Origin of the sequence: Micromonospora sp. NPDC049891, from assembly GCF_040660295.1 — a bacterium.
GTDB lineage: Bacteria > Actinomycetota > Actinomycetes > Mycobacteriales > Micromonosporaceae > Micromonospora.
The window spans coordinates 107,280-128,926 of sequence record NZ_JBFAML010000002.1 but is presented as its reverse complement, the minus strand read 5'-3'; the positions used below and the strand labels follow the sequence as shown (position 1 = coordinate 128,926).

At 70.8% G+C, this 21,647-nt stretch carries 17 protein-coding genes and 1 pseudogene; 8 read left to right on the top strand and 10 right to left on the bottom strand.

Features of this window, described 5'->3' with window-relative positions; genetic code table 11:
• Positions 1 to 126 precede the first annotated feature (126 nt).
• A complete protein-coding gene (locus tag AB0I71_RS03845) occupies positions 127 to 978 on the top strand; it encodes an endonuclease/exonuclease/phosphatase family protein (RefSeq protein WP_357581726.1) in 852 nt (283 codons plus the stop codon).
• Positions 979 to 988: 10 nt separating this feature from the next.
• Here the strand turns inward: AB0I71_RS03845 and AB0I71_RS03840 are convergent, their stop codons facing one another.
• Entirely contained in the window at positions 989 to 1,846 is an 858-nt protein-coding gene (locus AB0I71_RS03840; protein ID WP_357581725.1) for a DUF4253 domain-containing protein, read from the bottom strand.
• Positions 1,847 to 1,964: 118 nt separating this feature from the next.
• Complete coding sequence (locus AB0I71_RS03835) at positions 1,965 to 2,465, bottom strand: DinB family protein (RefSeq protein ID WP_357581724.1); 501 nt, start codon at positions 2,463 to 2,465, stop codon at positions 1,965 to 1,967.
• A 178-nt stretch (positions 2,466 to 2,643) separates the two neighbouring features.
• On the opposite strand from AB0I71_RS03835, the gene AB0I71_RS03830 reads away from it, so the two are divergent.
• Both AB0I71_RS03830 and AB0I71_RS03825 read left to right on the top strand, forming a co-directional pair.
• On the top strand, positions 2,644 to 3,633 hold the full coding sequence (locus AB0I71_RS03830; protein ID WP_357582005.1) for a sigma-70 family RNA polymerase sigma factor: 990 nt from the start codon (positions 2,644 to 2,646) through the stop codon (positions 3,631 to 3,633).
• 66 nt (positions 3,634 to 3,699) lie between these two features.
• Positions 3,700 to 4,542: an SgcJ/EcaC family oxidoreductase gene (locus AB0I71_RS03825; RefSeq protein WP_357581723.1), complete on the top strand. Its 843-nt coding sequence runs from the start codon at positions 3,700 to 3,702 to the stop codon at positions 4,540 to 4,542.
• Positions 4,543 to 4,561: 19 nt separating this feature from the next.
• Here AB0I71_RS03825 and AB0I71_RS03820 read toward each other — a convergent pair whose 3' ends face one another.
• Both AB0I71_RS03820 and eda read right to left on the bottom strand, forming a co-directional pair.
• On the bottom strand, positions 4,562 to 5,665 hold the full coding sequence (locus tag AB0I71_RS03820) for a sugar kinase (RefSeq protein ID WP_357581722.1): 1,104 nt from the start codon (positions 5,663 to 5,665) through the stop codon (positions 4,562 to 4,564).
• Positions 5,662 to 6,300, bottom strand: coding sequence for a bifunctional 4-hydroxy-2-oxoglutarate aldolase/2-dehydro-3-deoxy-phosphogluconate aldolase (eda, locus tag AB0I71_RS03815; RefSeq protein WP_357581721.1), 639 nt, complete (start codon positions 6,298 to 6,300; stop codon positions 5,662 to 5,664). The genes AB0I71_RS03820 and eda overlap by 4 nt, the downstream gene beginning before the upstream one ends.
• Before the next feature lie 46 nt (positions 6,301 to 6,346).
• Here eda and AB0I71_RS03810 point away from each other — a divergent pair, with 46 nt between their 5' ends.
• Positions 6,347 to 7,123, top strand: a complete 777-nt coding sequence (locus AB0I71_RS03810; protein WP_357581720.1) for an IclR family transcriptional regulator — start codon at positions 6,347 to 6,349, stop codon at positions 7,121 to 7,123.
• A gap of 409 nt (positions 7,124 to 7,532) precedes the next feature.
• Here AB0I71_RS03810 and AB0I71_RS03805 read toward each other — a convergent pair whose 3' ends face one another.
• The 4 genes from AB0I71_RS03805 to AB0I71_RS03790 all read right to left on the bottom strand — a co-directional run bounded on the left by AB0I71_RS03805 (position 7,533) and on the right by AB0I71_RS03790 (position 13,976).
• The gene (locus tag AB0I71_RS03805) at positions 7,533 to 8,909 is read right to left on the bottom strand and encodes a glycosyl hydrolase family 18 protein (RefSeq protein ID WP_357581719.1); all 1,377 of its coding nucleotides are present in this window, start codon (positions 8,907 to 8,909) and stop codon (positions 7,533 to 7,535) included.
• 174 nt (positions 8,910 to 9,083) lie between these two features.
• Positions 9,084 to 10,250 carry a cellulose binding domain-containing protein gene (locus AB0I71_RS03800; RefSeq protein ID WP_357581718.1) on the bottom strand — a complete coding sequence of 389 codons (1,167 nt, stop codon included), beginning with the start codon at positions 10,248 to 10,250 and terminating at the stop codon, positions 9,084 to 9,086.
• A gap of 437 nt (positions 10,251 to 10,687) precedes the next feature.
• Positions 10,688 to 12,061, bottom strand: coding sequence for an endo-1,4-beta-xylanase (locus AB0I71_RS03795; protein ID WP_357581717.1), 1,374 nt, complete (start codon positions 12,059 to 12,061; stop codon positions 10,688 to 10,690).
• A 244-nt stretch (positions 12,062 to 12,305) separates the two neighbouring features.
• A complete protein-coding gene (locus AB0I71_RS03790) occupies positions 12,306 to 13,976 on the bottom strand; it encodes a cellulose binding domain-containing protein (protein ID WP_357581716.1) in 1,671 nt (556 codons plus the stop codon).
• A 602-nt stretch (positions 13,977 to 14,578) separates the two neighbouring features.
• Here AB0I71_RS03790 and AB0I71_RS03785 point away from each other — a divergent pair.
• The 4 genes and pseudogenes from AB0I71_RS03785 (at position 14,579) to AB0I71_RS03770 (ending at position 18,131) form a co-directional block, all read left to right on the top strand.
• Positions 14,579 to 15,178, top strand: coding sequence for a DUF4956 domain-containing protein (locus tag AB0I71_RS03785; RefSeq protein ID WP_357581715.1), 600 nt, complete (start codon positions 14,579 to 14,581; stop codon positions 15,176 to 15,178).
• Positions 15,175 to 16,005 carry a polyphosphate polymerase domain-containing protein gene (locus AB0I71_RS03780; RefSeq protein ID WP_357581714.1) on the top strand — a complete coding sequence of 277 codons (831 nt, stop codon included), beginning with the start codon at positions 15,175 to 15,177 and terminating at the stop codon, positions 16,003 to 16,005. The genes AB0I71_RS03785 and AB0I71_RS03780 overlap by 4 nt, the downstream gene beginning before the upstream one ends.
• Positions 15,996 to 16,439, top strand: a pseudogene (locus AB0I71_RS03775) (chitobiase/beta-hexosaminidase C-terminal domain-containing protein); the annotation flags it as partial. The gene AB0I71_RS03780 and the pseudogene AB0I71_RS03775, both read left to right, overlap by 10 nt.
• A gap of 12 nt (positions 16,440 to 16,451) precedes the next feature.
• Positions 16,452 to 18,131, top strand: a complete 1,680-nt coding sequence (locus AB0I71_RS03770; protein ID WP_357582004.1) for a CotH kinase family protein — start codon at positions 16,452 to 16,454, stop codon at positions 18,129 to 18,131.
• Between the two features lie 101 nt (positions 18,132 to 18,232).
• Here AB0I71_RS03770 and AB0I71_RS03765 read toward each other — a convergent pair whose 3' ends face one another.
• Positions 18,233 to 18,517, bottom strand: coding sequence for an acyl carrier protein (locus AB0I71_RS03765; protein ID WP_357581713.1), 285 nt, complete (start codon positions 18,515 to 18,517; stop codon positions 18,233 to 18,235).
• 2 nt (positions 18,518 to 18,519) lie between these two features.
• Positions 18,520 to 21,639, bottom strand: a complete 3,120-nt coding sequence (locus tag AB0I71_RS03760; protein ID WP_357581712.1) for an amino acid adenylation domain-containing protein — start codon at positions 21,637 to 21,639, stop codon at positions 18,520 to 18,522.
• Positions 21,640 to 21,647: the final 8 nt, after the last annotated feature.

Genomic DNA, 21,647 nt, shown 5'->3' with positions numbered 1-21,647 from the left:
CGCACGCCACGCGGGCATCCGGCCGTCACCCAGCCGGCGGCCCCGATCGCCCGCCGTGACGGAGCTGGCCGCGCGGCACCTCGGTACGGATACACTTTCAGCCCCTCCGCGAGCCAGGGCTGGTGCATGGTTTCTCGTCCGATCCGCCTTCCCCGGCCACTGCTGGCCGCCGCCGTCGCTCTGGTCTCGGTCGCCGCGTCGCTGGCCGGCTGCTCGGTCGTCGAACCGGCCGCTCCCGCAGCGCTGCGGGTGCTCCAGCTGAACCTCTGCAACAGCGGGATGGCCACCGGCTGCTACACGGGCCGCTCGGTCGACCGGGCCGCCGAGGTGATCCGGGCCGAGTCACCCGACATCGTCACCCTCAACGAGATCTGCTCAGGTGACGTGGACCTGCTGGAACGGGTGATGACGGACGTACACGACGGCACCGTGGTGGCCGCCTTCCAACCGGCACGCAACGGCCGCACCGGTGAGCCGTACCGCTGTGTCAACGGCCAGCAGTACGGCGTCGGGGTGCTGACGCACATCGCGGCACCCGACGATGAGCACGAGGTGCACGCCGGGATCTACCCGGCACAGGACCCGGCCGATCCCGAACAGCGGGCCTGGCTCTGCGTCGAGGCCCGCGCCCTCTTCTTCGCCTGCACCACCCACCTGGCGTACACCAGCTCCACGCTGGCACTCGCCCAGTGCTCACACCTGGTCGGCACGGCGATCCCGCGGTTGCACGCCGACGGCCGCTACCGGCCCACAGTGGTCAGCGGCGACCTCAACCTGCGCCACGGCGGCACGCCCGACGTGCGGTCCTGTGTGCCGGCGGACCACCACCACCGGCACGACGGCGGGGTGCAGCAGTTCATGGCCACGGCAGACCTGACGATCGAGTCCACCAGGTCGGTCAGCATGGAACGGACGACCGACCACGCGGCCTTCCTGGTGGCACTCACCCTGCCCGCGCAGGGCGACCCCGCCCACTGAGGGCCGCCCGTCAGTCCCACCAGAACGCCCAGGTCGGAGCGTCGACGATCCGTTCGGCGTAGGCGGCCAGGGTGCACGGCCGCTGCCCCTGCCACACGTTGTCGGGGCAGAAGGCGAAGTGCTCGGCGGCCACCCGCAACGCCTCGGCGGTTTCCTCCGGGGGCGCGGCGACGCTCAGATACAGCTCGGCGAAGCCGACCCCGATCACCCGGACCCCGAACCGGTCCTCCCAGCTACGCAGCACGGCCGACAGCCGCCCCGGATCGTTCGTGTGGTTGACCGCGCCCTGCCAGCCGAGGGCGGCCAGGGCGTCGCTGCCCCGTTCGGCGGGGACCAGACCGAGGCGCATCGCCGGTTGGGCCAGCGACAACTGCTCAGCCCAGTGGTCCGCGTGTCGCTCCGGTGCCGTCCAGGGTTCGGCGGCAGGCGCCAGGCCCGGCCAGTCCTGCCCGTACGGTGCGGTGACCGCGGCCCGCCGATCGTTTGACAGTTGGTCGTCGCCGTCGTAGGGGGCGGTCTGGCTGGCCCACCAGCCGGCGAGCAGTTGCTCCGGATCATGCTCGGTGGGCGATGACACACGGTCGGGCCAGAACTCGCCGTCGTCCCAGGGACGCGTCGGAGCACCGTCGTAGCCGTCCAGCAGCAACGGCCACAACCCCGACTGCGGGTGCGCCGCGTGCGACCGCGTCCACAGCCCGGCCGGAGCCGGGTCGCTGCTGAGCCACAGTGTGGGTCGGTCGGCGTCGCCCTCGTCACCGCGTACCGTCCGGCCGGGCGGGAGCGGCACCGACAGCGCCCGGGTGCGCGGAGCGGCGGCCACGAACAACTCCGACAGCTCCGCCGGCATCTCGTTCAGCTGTGAGGTCACGACGCGTGAGGATAGTGGCCACGTCCGACAACCCACGGCGACAAGCCGGACGGTTCGCCGTCGTACCGGAGTTCGGGCGCCGGCGCGGGCCGTCGCGCCGGCCCCCGGCACCCGGCGTTCACTCGGCGGCGGCGAGAATCTGCTCGCGGAGGATCTCGGCGTGCCCGCAGTGCTGGGCGAGTTCACGCAGCACATGCAGGTAGACCCAGCGCAACGGCAACGGTCCGCGCCGGTTGCCGGGCAAGAGGTCATCCAGATCGAGAGCCGCGGTGGCGCGGCGGGCGGCGGCGCAGGCTTCCCGGTGTGCCCGCCGTACGCCGTCGATGGTGTCGGTGTCGTCGAGCACGAACGACTCGTCCGGTGTGGCGGGGATGCCGATCTCGGCGCGTGACCGGCCGGTGACCGCCTCGTCGAACCAGACCTTCTCCACGAACGTGGCGTGCTTCACCAGCCCGAGCAGGGTGGTCCGCGACGGCACCAACGACCGGCGCGCCTGCTCCTCGGTCAGCCCGTCCAGGCAGCTGCTGAGCATCGCCCGGTGCTGGTCGAGAAACGCCTCGAACTGAGGCCGCAGCGGCTGGTCGTGGACGTCCTCGGCGAATACGGGTGTCTTGGGCACCGCGACAGCATGCCAGGAAGCCGCAGTTCGCGGGGCTCCGACGCCGTCCGGGACGCTGCGGACCACGCCCACAGGTTACGACCGGACGCCGCGCGGCCGGCGTACCGTGCTGGTGGTGGAGCTGGATCGGAGGCCCGGGCAGCGACCGCGGTGGGCGGACGCGTCGGGCGCGGAGCTGCTGGCGGCGGCGCAGGCCGGCGACGGTGCGGCGTTCGGCCGCCTCGTCGGGCCGATGCGGGACGAGTTGCGGGCACACTGCTACCGGATGCTGGGTTCACCGCACGACGCGGAGGACGCGGTGCAGGACACGTTGGATCGGGCCTGGCGCGGCCTGCATCGCCTCGACGACCACAGTGGCATCCGGCCCTGGCTCTACCGGATCGCGACGAACCGGGCGTTGACACTGATCGGGCGCCGACAGCGCCGGGAACTCCCCGCCGACCTGCGTCCGGACCCGGCTCCAATGACCGAGGTGGCGTGGTTGGAGCCGTACCCGGACCGGCTGATGGCCTGGGCCGACCACCTCGGCCCGGCGGCTCGGGTGGTCGCCCGGGAGAGCGTGGAACTGGCGTTCGTCGCCGCGCTGCAACACCTGTCGCCCCGGCAACGCGCCGTCCTGCTGCTGCGTGACGTGCTCGACTACCCGGCCCGAGAGGTCGCCGAGCTGCTGGACACCTCGGTCGTGGCGATCAACAGCGCGTTGCGGCGAGCCCGCGCGGTGCTCGCGGGCCTGCTGCCGGACCGAACCCAACAACGGACCTTGGCCACGATCGGCGACCCGGCGCAGCGGGAGCTGGCCCGACGGTACGCGGCGGCCTGGGAGACCGGGGACGTCGAGACCCTCGTGGCGATGTTGACCGACGAGGCGCGGTACTCGATGCCGCCGCAGCGGGTCTGGTACCAGGGCCGCGACGCGATCCGCGGTTTTCTTGTCGAGGCGGTGCTCGCCCACCGCTGGCGGTTCCTGCCGGCCTGGGCGAACGGGCAGCTCGCGTTCGGCACGTACCTCTGGGACGACACCCGGGGAAGCTACCGACCAGCGGGACTGGACCTGCTGGCGCTTGACGGTGACCGCATCACCGAGGTGGTCTCCTTCCTCGACGCCCCGTTCTCGGCCTTCGGCCTGCCCGACCGACTTGCCGAGGACGACATCGCCGCCCGGCGGTGAGTTTCCGCTCCGGCCGGGGTTGTAGGTGTGACGGAGCCGATCAACCCCGGAAGGACCGAGCCGAGCATGACCACGAACGAAGAACAGATCCGCGAGCTGATCGAACACTGGGCCAGGGCGGTACACCAGGGGGATCTCGCCACGGTGCTCGCCGACCACGCCGAGGACATCGTGATGTTCGACGTGCCGCCGCCGCAGCAGGGGGTGCGCGGGATCGACGCGTACCGGCAGACCTGGCCGCCGTTCTTCAGGTGGCAGGCCCAGGGCGCGTCGTTCGACATCGAGTCGCTCGATGTCACCGCCGGTGACGACGTGGCGTTCGCGTACGCCCTGCTGCGCTGCGGCACTGAGGATGACCTGGCCGAGGCCCCCGACCGGCGGTTGCGCCTCACCCTGGGCCTACGCCGCCACGACGACCGCTGGGTGGTCACCCACGAACATCACTCGTTCGCGCTCGACTCGACCTCCGACCGGGATTCCGCCGCCGATGAGCGGGAGCTGCACGACCTGCACCAGCGTTGGTTCGCCGCGACGGCGGCGAAGAACCTCGACGCGCTGATGGAGCCGATCGCCGCTGATGTCGTGTCGTACGAGCACGAGGCGCCGCTGCGGTATCTCGGCGAACCGGCGGTACGCGAGATCTGCCAGGCCGGCCTCGACGCCTCGGGCGACGGCGCGGTGACCTGGGAGGTACCCGACCAGACGCTCGTGGTCGACGGAGATCTCGCCGTCGCCTGGGGCCTGAACCGGGTACGGGTCACCCCGCCCGGTGCCGCGACCGTCGAAAGCTGGTCACGCGGTACCCGGGTCTTCGCCCGACGCGACGGCGCCTGGCAACTGGTGCACCAGCACCTGTCCTACCCGTTCGACCCGGCCACCGGTGCGGCCCGGACCGACCTGCTCCCCTGAGCGGATCGGTCCGTCCGCATCAGCGTTGCACGCGGGCGCCGGCTCCCCGTGCCAACGCCTCAACCTCAGCCAGGCTGGCCATCGACGTGTCGCCCGGAGTGGTCATCGCCAGCGCACCGTGCGCGGCACCGTACTCCACCGCGAGCGCCAGGTCACCGTCGCGTTCGAGCAGGCCGTAGATCAGCCCGGAGGCGAAACTGTCGCCGCCGCCGACCCGGTCCAGGATCTCCAGGCCGGGCCGGTGGGTGGCCTCGGCGAACGCGCCGCCGGCCCAGGCGACGGCACCCCAGTCGTTCACGGTCGCGCTGCGTACCCCGCGCAGGGTGGTCGCCACCACCTTGAAGTTGGGGTACGCCTGAACAACGGCCTCGATCATCGCCTTGAAGTTGCCGGCGTCCAGCGCGCCACTGTGGATGTCGGTGTCCGGTACCGGGAAGCCCAGGCAGGCGGTGAAGTCCTCCTCGTTGCCGATCATCACGTCCACCAGCCCGGCGAGTCGGCTGTTCACCTCCCGCGCGCGGTCCTGGCCACCGACGGCCTTCCAGAGGCTGGGCCGGTAGTTCAGGTCGTACGAGACGAGGGTGCCGTGCCGGCGGGCGGCGGTCATCGCGGCCTCGGCGGTCCGCGCGGCCGTCTCCGACAGGGCGGCGTAGATGCCGCCGGTGTGCAGCCAGCGCACCCCGAGCGTGCCGAAGAGGTGGTCCCAGTCGACGTCCTCCGGCTTGAGCTGGCTGGCGGCGGAGTGGCCCCGGTCGGAGGTGCCGACCGCTCCGCGCACACCGAAGCCGCGCTCGGTGAAGTTCAGTCCGTTGCGGACGGTGCGGCCGATGCCGTCGTACGGCAGCCAGGTGACGAGACTGGTGTCGACGCCGCCCTGGAGGATCAGATCCTCCAGCAGCAGGCCGACCTCGTTGCGGGCGAACGCGGTGACGACCGCGGTCCGCAGGCCGAAGCAGCGGCGTAGACCCCGGGCCACGTTGTATTCGCCGCCGCCCTCCCAGACCCGGAACTGGCGGGCGGTGCGAACCCGGCCCTCTCCGGGGTCGAGCCGCAGCATGACCTCGCCGAGCGAAACCAGGTCGTAGTGGCAGTCGGCCTTCGGCCGAGGGTTCACCACGCTCACGCCGCACCCCCGGCCGCTGCCAGCGCCTCCCGCGTACGGGCGGTGATCTCGTCCCACCGCTGGGCGGCGATGAGGTCGGCCGAGACCATCCAGCTCGCCCCGACGGCCAGGACCGCCGGAAGGGCCAGGTAGTCGGCGATCACCTCGGCGGTGATACCGCCGGTCGGGATGAACCGGACGTCACGGAACGGCGCCGCGAGGGCCTTGATCATCGCCGCGCCACCGAGCTGCTGGGCGGGAAAGAACTTGACCACGTTCAGGCCGGCGTCGAGGGCCATCTGGATCTCGGTGGCAGTGGCGGCGCCGGGCACCACCGGCACGCCGGCCTGTTGGCAGGCGCGGACCACGGCCGGCGCGAAGCCGGGGGTCACCACGAACCGGGCGCCGGCCCCGATCGCCCGTTCGGCCTGCTCGGCGGTGAGCACCGTACCGGCGCCGACGGTCAGGTCACCGCGGGCGGCGAGCGCCGCGATGGCGTCCAGCCCGGCGGCGGTACGCAGGGTCACCTCGACGGCGGTCAGACCACCCTTGACCAGGGCGTCACCGAGCGGGTCGGCGAGCCCTGCGTTGTCGAGCACCACCACGGGCAACACCCGACCGACCGACAACTGTTCAGAACCATGAACGTTGGTCACGTACGTGACCTTACTGGAGGCGCACACCCTTCGCTAGAGTGGCCCCGTGTCCACCGCGCCCGAGGACTTCCAGCCCGTGAAGTCGGCCGGGCGCACCCTCGACCTGCTCGAACTGCTCGCCGACCACCCGCAGCCCTGGGCGCTCGGCGACCTGGCCCGCGCGCTCGGCATCCCGAAGAGCAGCCTGCACGGCCTGCTGCGCACGCTCACCAGTCGCGGTTGGGTACGCACCGACGAGACCGGCACCCGGTTCCGGCTCGGCCTGCGCGCCCTGCGGGTAGGTGCCGCCTACCTCGACGGGGACGACCGGGTCGGCCTGCTCTCCGGCGTGCTCGACGAGTTGTCCCGTCGCTTCGGCGAAGCCGTTCACCTCGGTCGGCTCGACGGCGACCAGGTTGTGTACCTCGCCAAACGAGAGTCGGTGCACCGACTGCGGCTCTACAGCGCGATCGGCCGCCGGCTGCCGGCGCACGCCACCGCGCTGGGCAAGGCCCTGCTGGCCGAGCATCCGGACCACGACGTCGACCGGATGCTGAACTGGCCGCTGGCCCGCCTCACCCCGCACACGGTCACCGAGCCCGAGGCGCTGCACGCTGCCCTCGCGGCAGTGCGCACCACAGGTCACGCCGTCGACCGGGAGGAGAACGCCGAGGGCATCCGGTGCTTCGCGATGGCCGTACCGCTGACCAGCCCGGCGGTCGACGCGGTGAGTGTCTCGGTGCCGGTCAGCCGGCTCAGCCCGGATCTCGAAGTGGCGATCGTCGCGGCGCTGCGGGAACTTGTCGGTGGCCTCGCCCAGGCCCGGAGCATGCTGACCAGGTAGGCCGACCGCCCCACCCCGGCCGCTTCACCCGATCGCCACCCGCCCAGCCGCCCCCTGGCCAGCCCTCGAGCAGGCAACTCAGCATCCATCACGTTCAGTAACCATGCGTCGCCCTTCCCCGTACCCCCTCGTCGCCTTTGCTCTGCTTCAACCCACGCAACGGTGACCCTCGGTGTCGAAGCTGGGCCTCCGCCGGCTCCCTGCCGGCCGGATCGTCGCTGCTCAGCTGTCAGTGCGTCGGGTGAAGCAGAGCAAAGGCGGTGGAGGGCATACCCGGGGTCAGCGACATCCTCACGATCCGTTACCAGTCGCTACGACGGCGAGCTACGGTGACGAAACGTCACAGTCGGGAGCGGCCGGCCAGCGTCCTCACTGGCCGGCCGCCGGTCGGAACCTTGGCCGGGGAACCTCAGGCCGGCAGCCGCCAGACCTGGTTGGCGCCGCCGAAGCAGTCCCAGATCTGCAACCTGGTGCCGTCGGCGGAGCTGTTGCCGGTGGCGTCGAGGCATCTGTTCGACGCCGGGTTGCGCAGCGTGCCGTTGGACTGGGCCTGCCAGAGCTGGGCGCCGGTGCCGTTGCAGTCCCACAGCTGGATCGGGGTGCCGTTGGCGGTGCCGGCGCTTGTGATGTCCAGGCACTTGCCGAGGGCGCGCAGCGTACCGTCGCTGGCCACGGTCCACCGTTGGGCGTTGGTGCCGTTGCAGGTGTAGAGCTGGATCGCGGTGCCGTTCGCGGTGCTGGCGGCGGCGACGTCGACGCACTTGCCGGCGATGCCGGTGATCTGGCCGGTCCGGCCGGTCGGTGGCGGGGAGCCGCCCATCACGGTGTCGTAGATCGCGCTGACCAGCGAGGTCGAGCCACCGGTGTCCTGGGTCAGTTCCCAGTTCATCATCCCGCCGGCGTTGGCCATCGCCCACTGGGTCTTGCGCTTGACGGTGGGTACACCGTTGTAGCACTGCTGGGCACCGCCGACGGTGGTGCAGTCCCGGTTGGCGTTGGCCGGGTCCATGCCGACCAGCTGGGTGTACGTGTAGTAGCCGGGCCGGCTGTAGAAGGGCACGCCGAGGATGGCCTTGCCGGCCGGCAGGCCACGGGCCTTCCAGCCGTTCACCGCGTTGATCGACCAGTCGTAGTTGGCGTGTGGGCTGCCGCCGTCGTACGCCATGATGTTGAGAAAGTCCACATAGTTGAAGACCGACGTCGGTACGCCGTCGCGGTAGTAGCCTTCCGCCACAACCGCCGCGGTGAGCAGCTTGCCCTGCGGGCGCAACGCGTTGCTCAACTGCTGCATCAGCAGGCTGAAATTGTTGGCCGATGCACCCGGGTCCGGGTACTCCCAGTCCATGTCGACGCCGTCGAGGCCGTACTGGTTGACGAAGTTGACCACGCTGTTGACGAACGTGGTGCGAGTGCTGGCGTTGGCCGCGAGGGCCTCGAAGGCGGAGTCGTCACCGTCGTTCCAGCCGCCGATGGCGATGGAGACCTTCACGTTGTTCGCCCGGGCCAGCGACACCAGCGACGTGAGCTTGCTCGGGTTCTCCACCGCGCGCAGGGTGCCGTTGCTGTTGGGCAGCACGAACGCGTAGTTGATGTGGGTGAGTTTGTTGTACTGCACCGAGTTGACGTTGCCGGTCCACGAGGGCAGGTAACCCACGCTCTTGAAGTTGTTGGGCAGGACCACCGCCTGCGCGGCGGTCGGGGTGACGGCGACTGTGGCACCGGCGGTGACCAGCGCGAGCAGACCGGCGGCCAGGGCCGAGCGTGGCCGGGGACGTGGTGAGGACATCGAGGACCTTCCCATGGCAGGTGAGGGTGCCGTGCCGCCACGGCCGGTCGCTGTGGAGCCGCCGATGACCGGCCGTGGCGTTACGGGTGCTGGGTTCCTCGAGGCAGCCAAATCTTAAAGAGTCTTAACGGTAGTGGTCAATGATGTCCTTCGATCGGACCCGGCCGGTCCGGCTCAGCCGACGGTGACCTGATACAACGTCGTGTTGACCTCGCCGCTGCCGGTGAAGATCTCCGGCCCCGCCTGAACGCTTGTCAGATACTTCGAGCTGCTCATCCAGCCCCGGGAGACCACGTCGTTCGTGAAGTCGCGGATGTTCAGTGTCGCGCTCGTGGTGTTGCTGGCCCGCACGTAGGAGTAGACGTTCCAGGTGCCCACGTAGCCACGCCAGACCTCCCAGGTGGTACCCGCGATGGTGACCGTGCCCTGGCGGGTACCGGCCGGCGACGCGTTGGAGCGGTAGAGCCAGATCATCAGCTCGTCGGTGGGCTGGTCCGCGGAACCCGGGTTGGCCATCGGGTGGAACCACATGTCGTACGCGACGTTCATGTTCGAGGCACCGTTGGAGGTGACGTTGAAGCGCCAGTTGGTGTTGACGTCACGGTTCGCGGAGAGCTGCACCGGCAGGCCGGTGTTCGGCCGCCGCCAGCCCCAGTGCCAGCCGAGGATCGCCGCCGCGTACGACTTGACGCTGCTCGGGTCGCCGCTCCAGGTGTAGCTGGTCCCCCAGTAGATGGGGTCCCCCGGGCCTCCGTTGGACCAGATGCACTGGCTGCCGCTGGCACCGGTGGCGCCCCACTGGTTGTTGGGAATCCAGTACTTTCCGATGTCGATCAGATCGCTGCTGGCACAGAGTCGGCCGGTGGGCGGATAGTCGGCCACCGGCGGCGGAGTGGTGCGGGTCGGGGTCGGGGTCGGGCCAGGGTTGCTGGAGCCGGTGCAGGTCACCCCGTTGAGCGCGAACGCGGTCGGCACCGGGTTGCTGCCGCTCCACGAGCCACTGAACCCGAAGTTCGCGGTGCCGTTGATGCCGATCGCCCCGTTGTACGACACGTTCGTCGCGGTCACCTGCGCGAGGTCCTGCGTCACTGTGGCGCTCCACGCCTGCGTCACCCGCTGCCCAGAGGCGTACGCCCAGGTCAGGCGCCACGACGACACAGGTTCGCCGAGGTTGGTGATGGTCACGTCGGCGTTGAAGCCGCCCTGCCACTGTGCGGAGACCGTGTACCGAACCGCGCAACCGACGGCCGCGGCGTGTGCGACCGCCACTCCGACGGCGGCGGTGACGACGGTGCTGGCCGCTGCGGCGGCGAGCAGGGCGATGCGCTTCCGTTTCACCATTGCTCTCTCCTTCAGTCCCGGCCGCGGTCCGGGCGGCCGGAACTGTTCGCGCTCACAACGGCGACGGAACCTCCGTCGCACAACAGGTCGTGATCGCGTACCGAGGCGGCAGCCGGCAGCGGCGTGTGCGTGGCCGGGCGCGCCAGCGGCATCGACCCGGCCATCGCGGCCCATCTCGCCCGGCGACCGTGCCCGAGGAGTCGCCTGGCAGACACGGCGCCGGCTCGGTCGCCACGTCCGGCATCGATGGCTGTCGCTGCGACGGTACGGCAGCGGCCGGACGGCAGTCAATGAACCCGGGGCCATGGCCGGCCCCGCCGGCAATCCCGCCTACGCTCGCCTCCCCCGATCCCCGCGGACGCCAGGCGACGTCGGGACGAACGAGCACCGGCCGTGCGGGGCAAGCCCCGCACGGCCGGTGTGGCTCGGCTCGGTCGTCAGCCTGCGGTGCAGGACCTGATCTGCGGTCGGGCGCTGGAGTTGCCGTTCATCATCGTGGTGAAGCCGAACGTGTTGCCGCTGCCGTTGGAACGGACGGTCATGATGTTTCCGCTGCCGTCCCAGCTGAAGCTGCCACTCCAGGTCGAGGAGACCTTCTGCGGCGAGGTGATGGCCACGACCACCGACCAGGTGCTGGCCCCACTGACCGTCACGGAGGTGTTGTAGCGGTCACCCCAGACCTGACCGGGCGTCACCGTCGCGGTGCACCCACCGCTGGGCGGCGGAGTGGTCGGGTTGCCGGTGGGGGGCGGGGTCGTCGGGTTGCCGGTGGGCGGCGGGGTGCCGTTGTTCAGCGCGGCGAGCACCGCGTCGTACGCCGGCTTCTTCTGGCCGCTGCCGTTGAACAGCAGCGGGCTCTCGCTGGAGCGCCACGAGTCCGAGTCGCGGATGCCCCAGACGGTGATGCCCTTGCAGCGCGCGACGGCGAGGCAGTCGTTGACCACGTTGCGGTACGCGTCGGACGGCGCGTTACGGATGTCCAGCTCGGTGATGTGCACGTCGACGCCGAGGGCGGCGAAGCTGGACAGCGTGGTGCGGTAGTTGCTCGGGTAGTTCGAACCGCCGGTGAAGTGCGACTGGAGGCCGACGCAGTCGATCGGAACGTTGCGGCTCTTGAAGTCCTGGACCATCCGGTAGACGGCCTGGGTCTTGGCGTCGTTCCAGTTGTCGATGTTGTAGTCGTTGTAGCAGAGCTGGGCGTTCGGGTCGGCCTGACGTGCCGCGCGGAAGGCCGCCTCGATCCAGTCGTTACCGGTGCGCTGGAGGTTCGAGTCACGGCGGGCACCGCTCGACCCGTCCTGGAACGCCTCGTTCACCACGTCCCACCACGCGATCTGACCCCGGAAGTGGGTGGCGACCTGGGTCACGTGGTTGAGCATGGCGTTACGCAGCGTGGTGCCGGACATGTTCTGCATCCAGCCGGGCTGCTGCGAGTGCCAGGCCAGGGTGTGGCCCCGAACCTGCATGCCCTGGCTACGGGCGTGCTGGACCAGCCGGTCGGCGTTGCCGTAGTTGAACTGCCCCTGGTTCGGCTGGAGCGCGTCGATCTTCATTTCGTTCTCGGCGGTGACCTGGTTGAACTCGCGGTTCAGGATGGTCGTGTACGCCGAGTCGCTGAGCCTGTTCACCGCGACGGCGGTGCCGAAGTACCGACCGCGCTCGGCCGCCGAGGCGCCGAGGGTGCTCGCGGCGCTGGCGCTGCCGGGAAGAACCACGGCGCCCGCGGTGGCGAGCAGACCGACGGCGGCTGAGACCACGAGCGCGGTGCGCAGTCGCCTCGACCGTCCGGGTGCTCGGGAAGAGTTGGCCATCTGACGCTCCTTCCGGGTCCGGTGGCCCGTTCTGGGCAGCATGAATCCGGACGCGTATGTGCGAAAAGGGTTGACGACGCGATCCCGGCCAAAGGGAGCGCAGCGGTCTTACTGGGCCGAAGTATTGCAGCGAGATTTCATGCACGTCAATGATTTCCGGAAGTTCCCCCGGAAGTTTCGGAGCGTCACTGGACGCGACAGCGGTCGCCGTCGCGCCCAGAGGCTCGACCCACAGCGCGGGGAACTAGCCGGCGGCGCAGGTGGGAGTCATCCCACCGGCGGTGCCGGTGCCCTGGAAACCGAACTCGGTCGACTGCCCCGCGGCGATCGACCCGTTGTAGCTGACGTTGCTGAAGGTGACCGCGCCACTGGAGCCGCTGCGTTGGGCGTTCCACGAGTTGGTGACGCTGGCGCCGGAGGGCAGCGTCATGGCCACCGTCCAGCCGTTGACCGGAGCGGAGCCGGCGGTGACCCGTACGGTGGCGACGAAGCCGCCGGTCCATTGATTGATCGACACCGACGCCGAGCAGGCGCCGCTCGCCGGTGGCGTGGTGGGAGACGTCGTCGGAGGGGTGGTGGGTGGCGTCGTGGAAGGCGCGGTGGGCGGGGTGGTCGGCGGCGTGGTCGGCGGCGTCGTCGGACCGTCGGCGAGGGTCGGGGTCTGCCAGTCCCGCCACTCGGACAGGTTGCCGGCCTTACGGCTGGAGATCCGGAAGACGCCCGCCGAGCTGCCCGTCTTGTGCAGGAACTTCTGGATGTGCTGTTGCAACGGGGTACGCCACTCCGACCGGGAGGCGCAGTGTGTGCCGTCCTGGACGTCGGACCAGTAGCTGATGTTGTCGCCCGCGCCGAGCGCCCGGTAGACCTCCGCTCCGGCCAGTGCCGCGACGCTTGACGACCGGGCCGCCAACCAGTCGATGTGCGGATTGTCCATGATGAGCAGGCCACGTGGGGCCACCATGGCCACCGTCTGGTGGGTGTCGACCGGCAGGTTGGCCGGGTTGCCGGTGTACGAGCCGAAGGCGTCGCCCAGCCACGGCTGCTCGCCGTACGCGCTGCTCAGCGGTTGGGCGCCGGACTCGCCCGGGATGCCGCGGAAGATCGGCGAACCGGCACTGCCCGACTCGATGGGCATGGTCAGCGCGATGCGCTGGTCGAACGCACCCGTCACGAAGGCGCCCTTGCCGTAGCGGGAGCACCCGGTGACGCCCGTCGCGTCGGCGCGCAGGATGCCACCGCCCGCCTGCTCGATGACGTCGATGATCCGGCTCACGCCCCAGGCCCAGGCGACCAGCAGTCCGCTGCCGCTGGACGAGCCGTAGATGCTGTAGAAGGCACCCTGCTTGTTGTTGCGTGGGGTGCCTTCCCGCCCGACCGCGAGCGGGTCGTAGTTGATCACGGCGGCGCCGGCGGACCGGATGGTGGCGGTGTCCGCGCCGAACCCGCCCAGCACCACCACTGCCGGATAGGGTCCACTGCCGCCGCTGGGCAGTTGCACGCTCGCGGAGAAGCTGGCGGTGCGGCCGTTGTGGGCCACGTTCACCGTGATGGCGGTGTTCGAGACCGTGCCGCTGACGGTCTGCGGTCTCGCCGGCTTGTCGCCGTAGACGTACCGCTGCGCGAGCTGCCTGGTCTCCGCTCGCTGACAACGCCAGTCGGCCTTTGTCGAGATCCGGCTCCCGTCGAGCCTGCGGAAGGGGTCGGGCAGCCTGGGGTTCGCCGTGGGCGAGCCCGGGATCGGGGTCGGACAGTCGACACCCTCGTCCTCCACCGGCGAAGCGGCTGCGATCCCGGCAGCGGCCCGGGCCGTACCGACCCTCGCCACCAGCCAGGTCGTCGCGGCAAGAGCGATTGCTGTCACCGTCAGTACGACGACCGTCGAACGAGCGCGGGAACGGCCCAGCTTTGTGATCACTCGGGACCTCATTGGGCAGACGGCGAAGGATGGACAGCCAGATCGAAGGACATCGATTGCCGGCTACGGGTAAGTTTCGAGCTTGACAGCGAAACATGTCAATACGGTTTCGATGACTATCGGCCCGCCCCGGTCGACCACCCGACCACGACCCGCGACCGGCTCTCGCGCCGCGCGAACCGGCGCGGGCATCGACCGACCGGCGTCGGTCGAGACACACCCGAACGAATCGCGCCCGAGGCGACAGCCCTGGCCAACCATCTGCCGTGCGAGGTGGCCGCCGTCGCGGCGAGTGGCGGCAGGAGGTGTTGTTTACCCTGGGTTCACCGTCGATCCACGTTCGGTCCGCCCGCACGCAATCAAGCGCTGACCAGCGACATCGGCCAGATTCGGCGGGGCATGGCTGCGTCGAGTGCGCCAAAAGTCCAGGTTGACCCCGGATAACCATTGACCTTATTCGATGGACGCCATTACTATTCTCGGAATAGTTCCCGCAAGTTTACCGAGACTTTCGGTTGCGTTCGGTCGCCAGGCCGCAGCTCGTGCCGACGAGTGGGACGGTGCCGGGCCGGCGCGACAGCGACCCAGGAGGAAGACACCAGATGTCGCAGCTCATCCTGTTCGCGATCGACATCGGCGCGGTGGTGCTGCTCGTCTTCGGGCTCTACTTCCCGAGGCACCGCCGCCGCGACCTCGTCGTCGCCTACCTCGGCGTCAACGTCGGTGTCCTCGCGGTGGCGAGCGCGCTCAGCGCCAGCAACGTCGGCGCGGGGCTCGGGCTCGGGCTGGCGCTGTTCGGCGTACTGTCGATCATTCGCCTGCGGTCGACGGAGCTCGACCAGCACGAGGTCGCCTACTACTTCTCAGCGCTGGCGCTGGGCATCCTCGGCGCGTTGAGCACCACCTCGGTCTGGCTCAGCGGCGGACTGATGGGCCTGATCCTCGTGGTGATGTTCCTGGGTGACCATCCCCGGCTACTCCGCCACTACCGGCACCAGATCATGGTGCTCGACTCCGCCGTGACCGACCACGTCACCCTCGTCGCCCAGCTTGAGCAACTGCTCGGCGCACGTGTGCACGTCGCCACCGTGCAGCGACTCGACCTGGTCAACGAGACCACAGTTGTCGACGTCCGGTACTCGGTCAAGGGTCGCGCCGCCAGGGCCGCCGCCACTCCGGCACAGGCGGGAGCCCACCGATGAGCAGCCAACCGATAACCGCGCCACTGGCGGTCATGGACACCATCGGGCTGGCCGAGCTCATCGACCGGGCCGCGCTGCAGACCAGGGTGGACCGCAAGTACCTCGTCCCACTCGACCGGCTGCCCCAGCTGCTGGACCAGCTCACCCCGTACGCGAGGGTGCTGGAGATCGACGGTGCGCGCAGCTTCCGCTACGAGTCGGTGTACTTCGACACCGCGCGGTTGGCCAGCTATCACTGCGCGGCCTACCGGCGGCGGCGGCGCTTCAAGGTGCGCACCCGCACCTATCTCGACTCGGCCCAGTGCTGGCTCGAAGTCAAGATCAGCGGGGCCCGCGACAGCATCACCAAACACCGGTTGCCCTACGATCCGCGCGACCGCACGACGGTGGGCCCCGGCCAGGACTTCGTCGACGAGGCGCTGGTACGGGAGGCGATCTGCCCGCCCGCCGGCAGCGCGCTCGACCCGGTCCTGGTCACCACCTACCGACGGGCCACCCTGCTGCTGCCGGCCACCGCCAGCCGGGTCACCATCGACACCGGACTCGCCTGGCAGGCCGGCGACACCTCGCTGCACCTGCCCAGCCTGGCCGTGGTCGAGACCAAGACCAGTGCCGCCGCGTCACTCGCCGACCGGCTGCTGTGGCAACGAGGGCTGCGGCCCGCCCGCATCTCCAAGTACGCGACAGGTCTGGCCGCGCTGCGTCCGGACCTGCCGGACTCGCCCTGGCGACGGACCCTGCGCCGCCACTTCCGCACCACCCCGTCGGTGGGCACGGCACCGACCGCCACCACCCACCGTCCCGTTCAGGAGGCATCGTGCGTCTGACCGACCGCAGCGCCGGCACCTCGGCGGCACCCCTGCGCATCGCGGGGATCGCGGCCGTCGCCGTGCTGGTCACCGGGATCCTCGTCCCGCCGCCGACACCGGCCGGCGCCGAGCCCGTCGCCGGCACGTCCAGCGGTTCCACAAGCCAGGTCGAAAGGACCACCGGTGCCAGCACCGCCGCGGACGCCGTCGCGGCCGCGGCCGCCGCCGAGGACCTGGTCGGTGACATCACCTTCTCCGTACCGAGCGGCACCTTCTCCGGCGAGGTGTCGGTGTCGCTGGGCACCACCGTCAGCGGCGCCCAGATCCGCTACACCACCGACGGACGCCTGCCGAACGCGCAGTCGCCGCTCTACTCCGGATCGGCGCTGCGGTTCACCCGTACGACGCAGTTGCGGGCCCAGGCGTTCGTCGGACAGACCGCCTCCGGGGCACCCGGCACCGCCATGTACGTCGCCCGCAACACCAGCACCGCGCACGACCTGCCGGTCGTCCTGATCGACTCGTACGGCGCCGGCCGGCCTGACCGGGAGTACTTCGACGCCACCACGATGATCTTCGAACCGGGTGGCGGAAGCACCTCCCTGGCCGCCGCCCCCACCGTGGCGACCCGGGCCGGGTTCCGGTTGCGCGGCCAGTCGTCGGCGATGTTCGCCAAGACGCCGTTCCGGCTCGAATTCTGGGACAACGCCGACGACGACGCCGACTACCCGGTGCTCGGCATGCCCGCCGACTCCGACTGGGTGCTACGCGGGCCGTTCAGCGACAAGGCCCTGATCCGGGAGGCGTTCGTCTACGACCTCGGGCGGCAGATGGGCCTGCCGGCGCCCCGGTACGCCTTCGCGGAGTTCTACCTGAACACCGACGCCGGCCCGGTCGGGGCCGACGACTACATGGGTGTCTACATGATCGTCGAGACGATCAAGAACTCCAAGAACCGTCTCGACCTCAAGCAGCTCCGCTCCGATGACCGGACCCTGCCGAGGATCACCGGCGGCTACATCTGGAAGTTCGAGTGGATGGCCGCCGAGGAGCCGACGCTGCCCTGCACCGGACCGGCGGCGAGCTGCTGGAACTACCTCGAGGTGGCCGATCCGTCGCCACTGCAACCCGAGCAGCGCGACTGGTTGCGCAACCACATCCAGGAGTTCCACAACGTGCTGCGGGCGCCGAACTTCGCCGACCCGGTCAGTGGCTATCGGGCGTACATCGACGTGGGCTCGTTCATCGACCAGCTCATCATCAACGAACTGAGCCGGGAGATGGACTCCTACATCCGCAGCGCGTACTTCTACAAGGACCGCGACACCAAGATCTTCGCCGGTCCGCTCTGGGACTACGACCTCAGCTTCGGGGTGGGTGGCTTCTTCCAGAACGACCAGACCTCCGGCTGGCAGTACCAGCAGGTCCGCCAACCGGTGGCCAACGACTGGTTCACGCAGCTGATGCGCGACCCGGCCTTCGTCAACGAGGTCCGGCTGCGTTGGCAGACGCTACGCCGTGGCCCGCTCTCCGACGCGTCGTTGCAGGCCCGCATCAACAACCTCAGCACACCGCTGACGGCGGCAGCGCAACGCAACTTCCAGCGCTGGCCCAACCTGAGCACCCGGATGATCGGGCCCTTCATCACGCCGACCTCGCCGACCTGGCAGGGGCAGGTCGAGTTCATGCGGGACTGGATGCTGCGCCGTGCCGCCTGGCTCGACTCGACCGCCGGTTGGGGCGGATCGACCACGCCCCCACCGACCACGCCGCCGCCGACGACGCCGCCGCCCACCACGCCCCCGCCCACCACTCCGCCGCCCACCACCCCGCCGCCCGGCGGTGGCGGTTGCACCGCGACCTACACGGTGACCAACCAGTGGTCCGGCGGCTTCCAGGGCGAGGTGCGGGTCACCGCGGGCGGCTCGGCGATCAATGGCTGGACGGTGACCTGGACGTACCCGGCCGGGCAGACGGTCACCCAGGCCTGGAACGCGACGGTCACCAGCCAGGGGTCGGCGGTGACCGCCCGCAACGTCAGCTACAACGGCAGTCTCGCCGCGGGCGCCAGCACCACGTTCGGTTTCCTCGGCTCCGCCACCGGTACGCCCAGCACACCGACACCAACCTGCACGGCCAGCTGACCGAGGCGCCCCGGGCCACTGCCCGCCACGCTGTGCCGCCCGTCGGAGCGGACCTGCCCGGCACCAGACCACTGTCGCTCTGGTGCCGGGCGATCCACGTCTCAGTGAGCCGCGCCTCGTGGGCCAGCTTCCCCGGCCCGGTCGTCCTGGTCGCCCAGTAACGCCACGAGGTCGTCGATGCTGTCCACCGGGCGGCCCGTGCCGGCCAGTTCGACCTCCACGCCGTACTCCAACTCGATGGCGTCGACCAGCCGCAGCAGCGCTAGCGAGTCGACGCCCAGGGCGATCATGGAGTCGCCGGCGAGCACGTCGGCTGCCGTGACGTCACCGCCGGTGGCCGCGCTGACCAGTTCCGCGAGGTGTGTTCGCCGTTCGGTGGCGGCCATGCTCAGAACTCCTTTCCGGACTGCCGGACGAGCTGGGCGATCTCGGCGATGGTCGGGGTGTCGAAGAATGCCTCCAGCGGTACCTCCACGCCGAGCCGCTGCTGGATCCGGCCGCTGATCCGGGTGATGTGCAGCGAGTGCCCACCCAGGTCGAACAGGTCCTCGTGCAGGCCGATGTCGGGAATGCGCAGCACCTCCTGCCAGATGAGCCGCAGCTGTGCCACCACCGGGTCGTCACCCGGTACGGCCACGGCCGAGTCGTCGGCGGCGGTGGCGGCGGCGAGCGGGACGGCGGCGACGGCCGGCGTCAGCGCCGCGGCGGGAGCCGGCAGGGCGGCCCGGTCCACCTTGCCGTTCGGGTTCAGTGGCAGCCGGTCGAGCAGCACGTAACCGCTGGGCAGCACGGCGGGCGGCAGGCTCGACGCCAGGTGTCGACGCAGCTCGGCCGGGGCCACGACGACGCCCGCCCGGCACACCACGTACGCGACAAGCGACGCCTCACCGGCGTCGTGCCGCAGCACGGTCGCCGCGCCGGCCACGTCCGGATGGTCGAGCAGCCGGGCGTCGACCTCACCCAGCTCGATCCGGTGTCCCCTGATCTTGACCTGGTCGTCGAGGCGCCCGAGGAACTCGATCCGCCCCTCCGGCAACCAGCGGCAACGGTCACCGGTGCGATAGAGCCGACCGCCAGCCGACCCGAACGGGTCGGGCAGGAACCGCTCGGCGGTGAGGTCGCCGCGTCCCCGGTAGCCCTCGGCGAGCCCGGCGCCGGCCAGGTACAGCTCGCCGGGCAGTCCGACCGGCACCGGACGGCGGGCGGTGTCCAACAGGTAGGCCCGCACGTTCGGCAACGGCCGTCCGATCGTCACCTCGTCCGCCGGGATGTCGGCCATCGTCGCGTAGACGGTCGCCTCGGTCGGCCCGTACCCGTTGACCAGCCGGGCGGTACGGGCCCGCAGCTCCCGGGCGAGGGTGACCGGCAGTGCCTCGCCCCCGGCGATCGCGACGAGCGGCAACGGCGTGGTGCCGTCGCCCGTCGACGCGGGTGTGCCGAGACCGGCCTCCAGCAGCACCCGCCAGCCGGACGGGGTGGCCTGTGCGTGGGTCACCCCGGCGGTGTGCAGCAGCCGTAGCACGGCCGGGCCGTCCAGGGCGCTGACTCCCGAGGCGACGACCACCCGACCCCCGGTGACCAGCGGCAGGAAGACCTCGACCGTGGAGATGTCGAACGACAGCGACGTCAGGTGCAGCCACCGGTCCGCCGGGCCGCTGCCCAGCAGATCACCTACGCCGCGCAGCAGGTTGGCCAGCGCGCCGTGCCGTACCGCCACCCCCTTGGGCCGGCCGGTCGAGCCGGAGGTGTAGAGCACGTACGCCAGGTCCTGCGCGGTCGGTTCGTCGACGGGGCGCGCCGGCTCCGGGCCGTCGAGGAGGTCAATCCGGTCGAGAGCCAGGGTGGGCCATCCCGACGCGTCGGCGCTGCCCGTGACGACCAGAGCCGGGGCGGCGTCGGTGAGCACCATGTCCCGACGGGCCGGCGGATTGCCGGGGTCGATCGGCAGATAGGCGGCCCGACAGCGCAGCACCGCGAGCATGGCGACCACCGCCGGCCAGGACCGGTCCAGCACCACCGCGACCAGCACACCCGGGGTCACGCCGTGCCGCCGCAGCACCTCGGCGAGCCGGGCGACGGCGGCGTCGAGCTGGGCGTAGCTGAGCGTACGGTCGCCGTCGACGAGGGCCGGTGCGTCCGGGTCCGCGGCCACGCGGGCGGCGAACAGGGCGGTGACCGTCGATTCGGGATACGGCCGGGTGGTGTCGTTCCAACCGGCGGTGACCAGGTCGAACTCGTCGGCCGGCAGGATCGGCAGCTCCGCCACCGGTCGGTGGGGGTCGGCGACCGCCGCCGCGAGCAGGGTACGCAGGTGACCGCCGATCCGGCGTACGGCGTCGGTGTCGATGGCTGCCGGGCTGTGCTGGAGGCTGATCGTGAGCCCGGTGGGCGCGTCGACCATCTGCACGTGCAGCGCGTTGCGGGCGGCACCACAGAACAGGGTCCAGTCGACCTGGCTGGCGACCCCGGGGAAGGCCGGCTCTTCACCACGCCGCCGGTAGCCGATGCTGACCGGGGTCAGTGCCGGGGCCGGCCGCAGACCGGACACCGCCTGGGCCAGCGGCACGGCACGGTGCCGGTAGACCTCGCGGACCCGGGCCCGGACGGCGCGCACGTACGCACCGAAGGTGCCCTCGGGCGGGTCGGCGGTGACCGGCAGTTCGTTGACGAACAACCCGATCCGGTCGGCCTGGTCCGGGGTCCGGGTGGACAGTGACACCCCCACCGGGACCGCCCCGTTGCCGTACCGCGCGAGCAGCGCGTGCAGCGCGGCGAAGAGCAGTTCGAAGCGGGTCACCCCGAGCGACCGGGCGGCCCGCCCGATCCCCTCGGTCACCTCCGTGGGCAGCTCGACGGTCACCGCGGCACCCGGCTCGGCGCCGGTCGGCAGCCGACGCAGGCCCGGCAGCAGCACGTCCTGTGGGCCGGTCCAGTGCCGTGCCCAGTAGGCGCGGGCGGCGGGCAGGTCGACGGCGACGCGATGCTGTTCAGCGGCGGCGAGGCCCGCGTACCCGTCGGCGGAGGGTACGGGCGGGACCGGTTCGCCGGCACGGGCAGCGGCGTACGCGGTGGCCAGGTCCCGGACCACCACATCCTTGGACATGCCGTCGAAGGCCAGGTGGTGGGCTGTGACCAGCAGCAGGTGGGTGCCGTCGGCACCGGCCAGCAGGGTGAACCGGGCCAGCGGGCCGGTCCGCAGGTCGTACGGCCGGGCGATCTCCTCGGCGATCCGCGCGTCGGTCAGCTCACCGGAGGCGACCGAGGGTCGGGTGTCGGCGGGCACCAGCCGTGGGTTGCCGTCGTCGTCGCCGGTGACCCGGGCGGCGAGGATCGGATGCCGCTCGGTCAGCGCGGCGCACGCGGCGACGAGAGCCCGGCGGTCCAGTCCGGCGGCGAACCGGATGCCCAGGGCCATGTGATAGGCGGTGCCGGCGACCCCGGCCTGCTCGGTGAACCAGACTGCGTGCTGTGCGTATGTCGCCTCGGCGGTGCCCACATGCGCTCCCATGGTTGTGC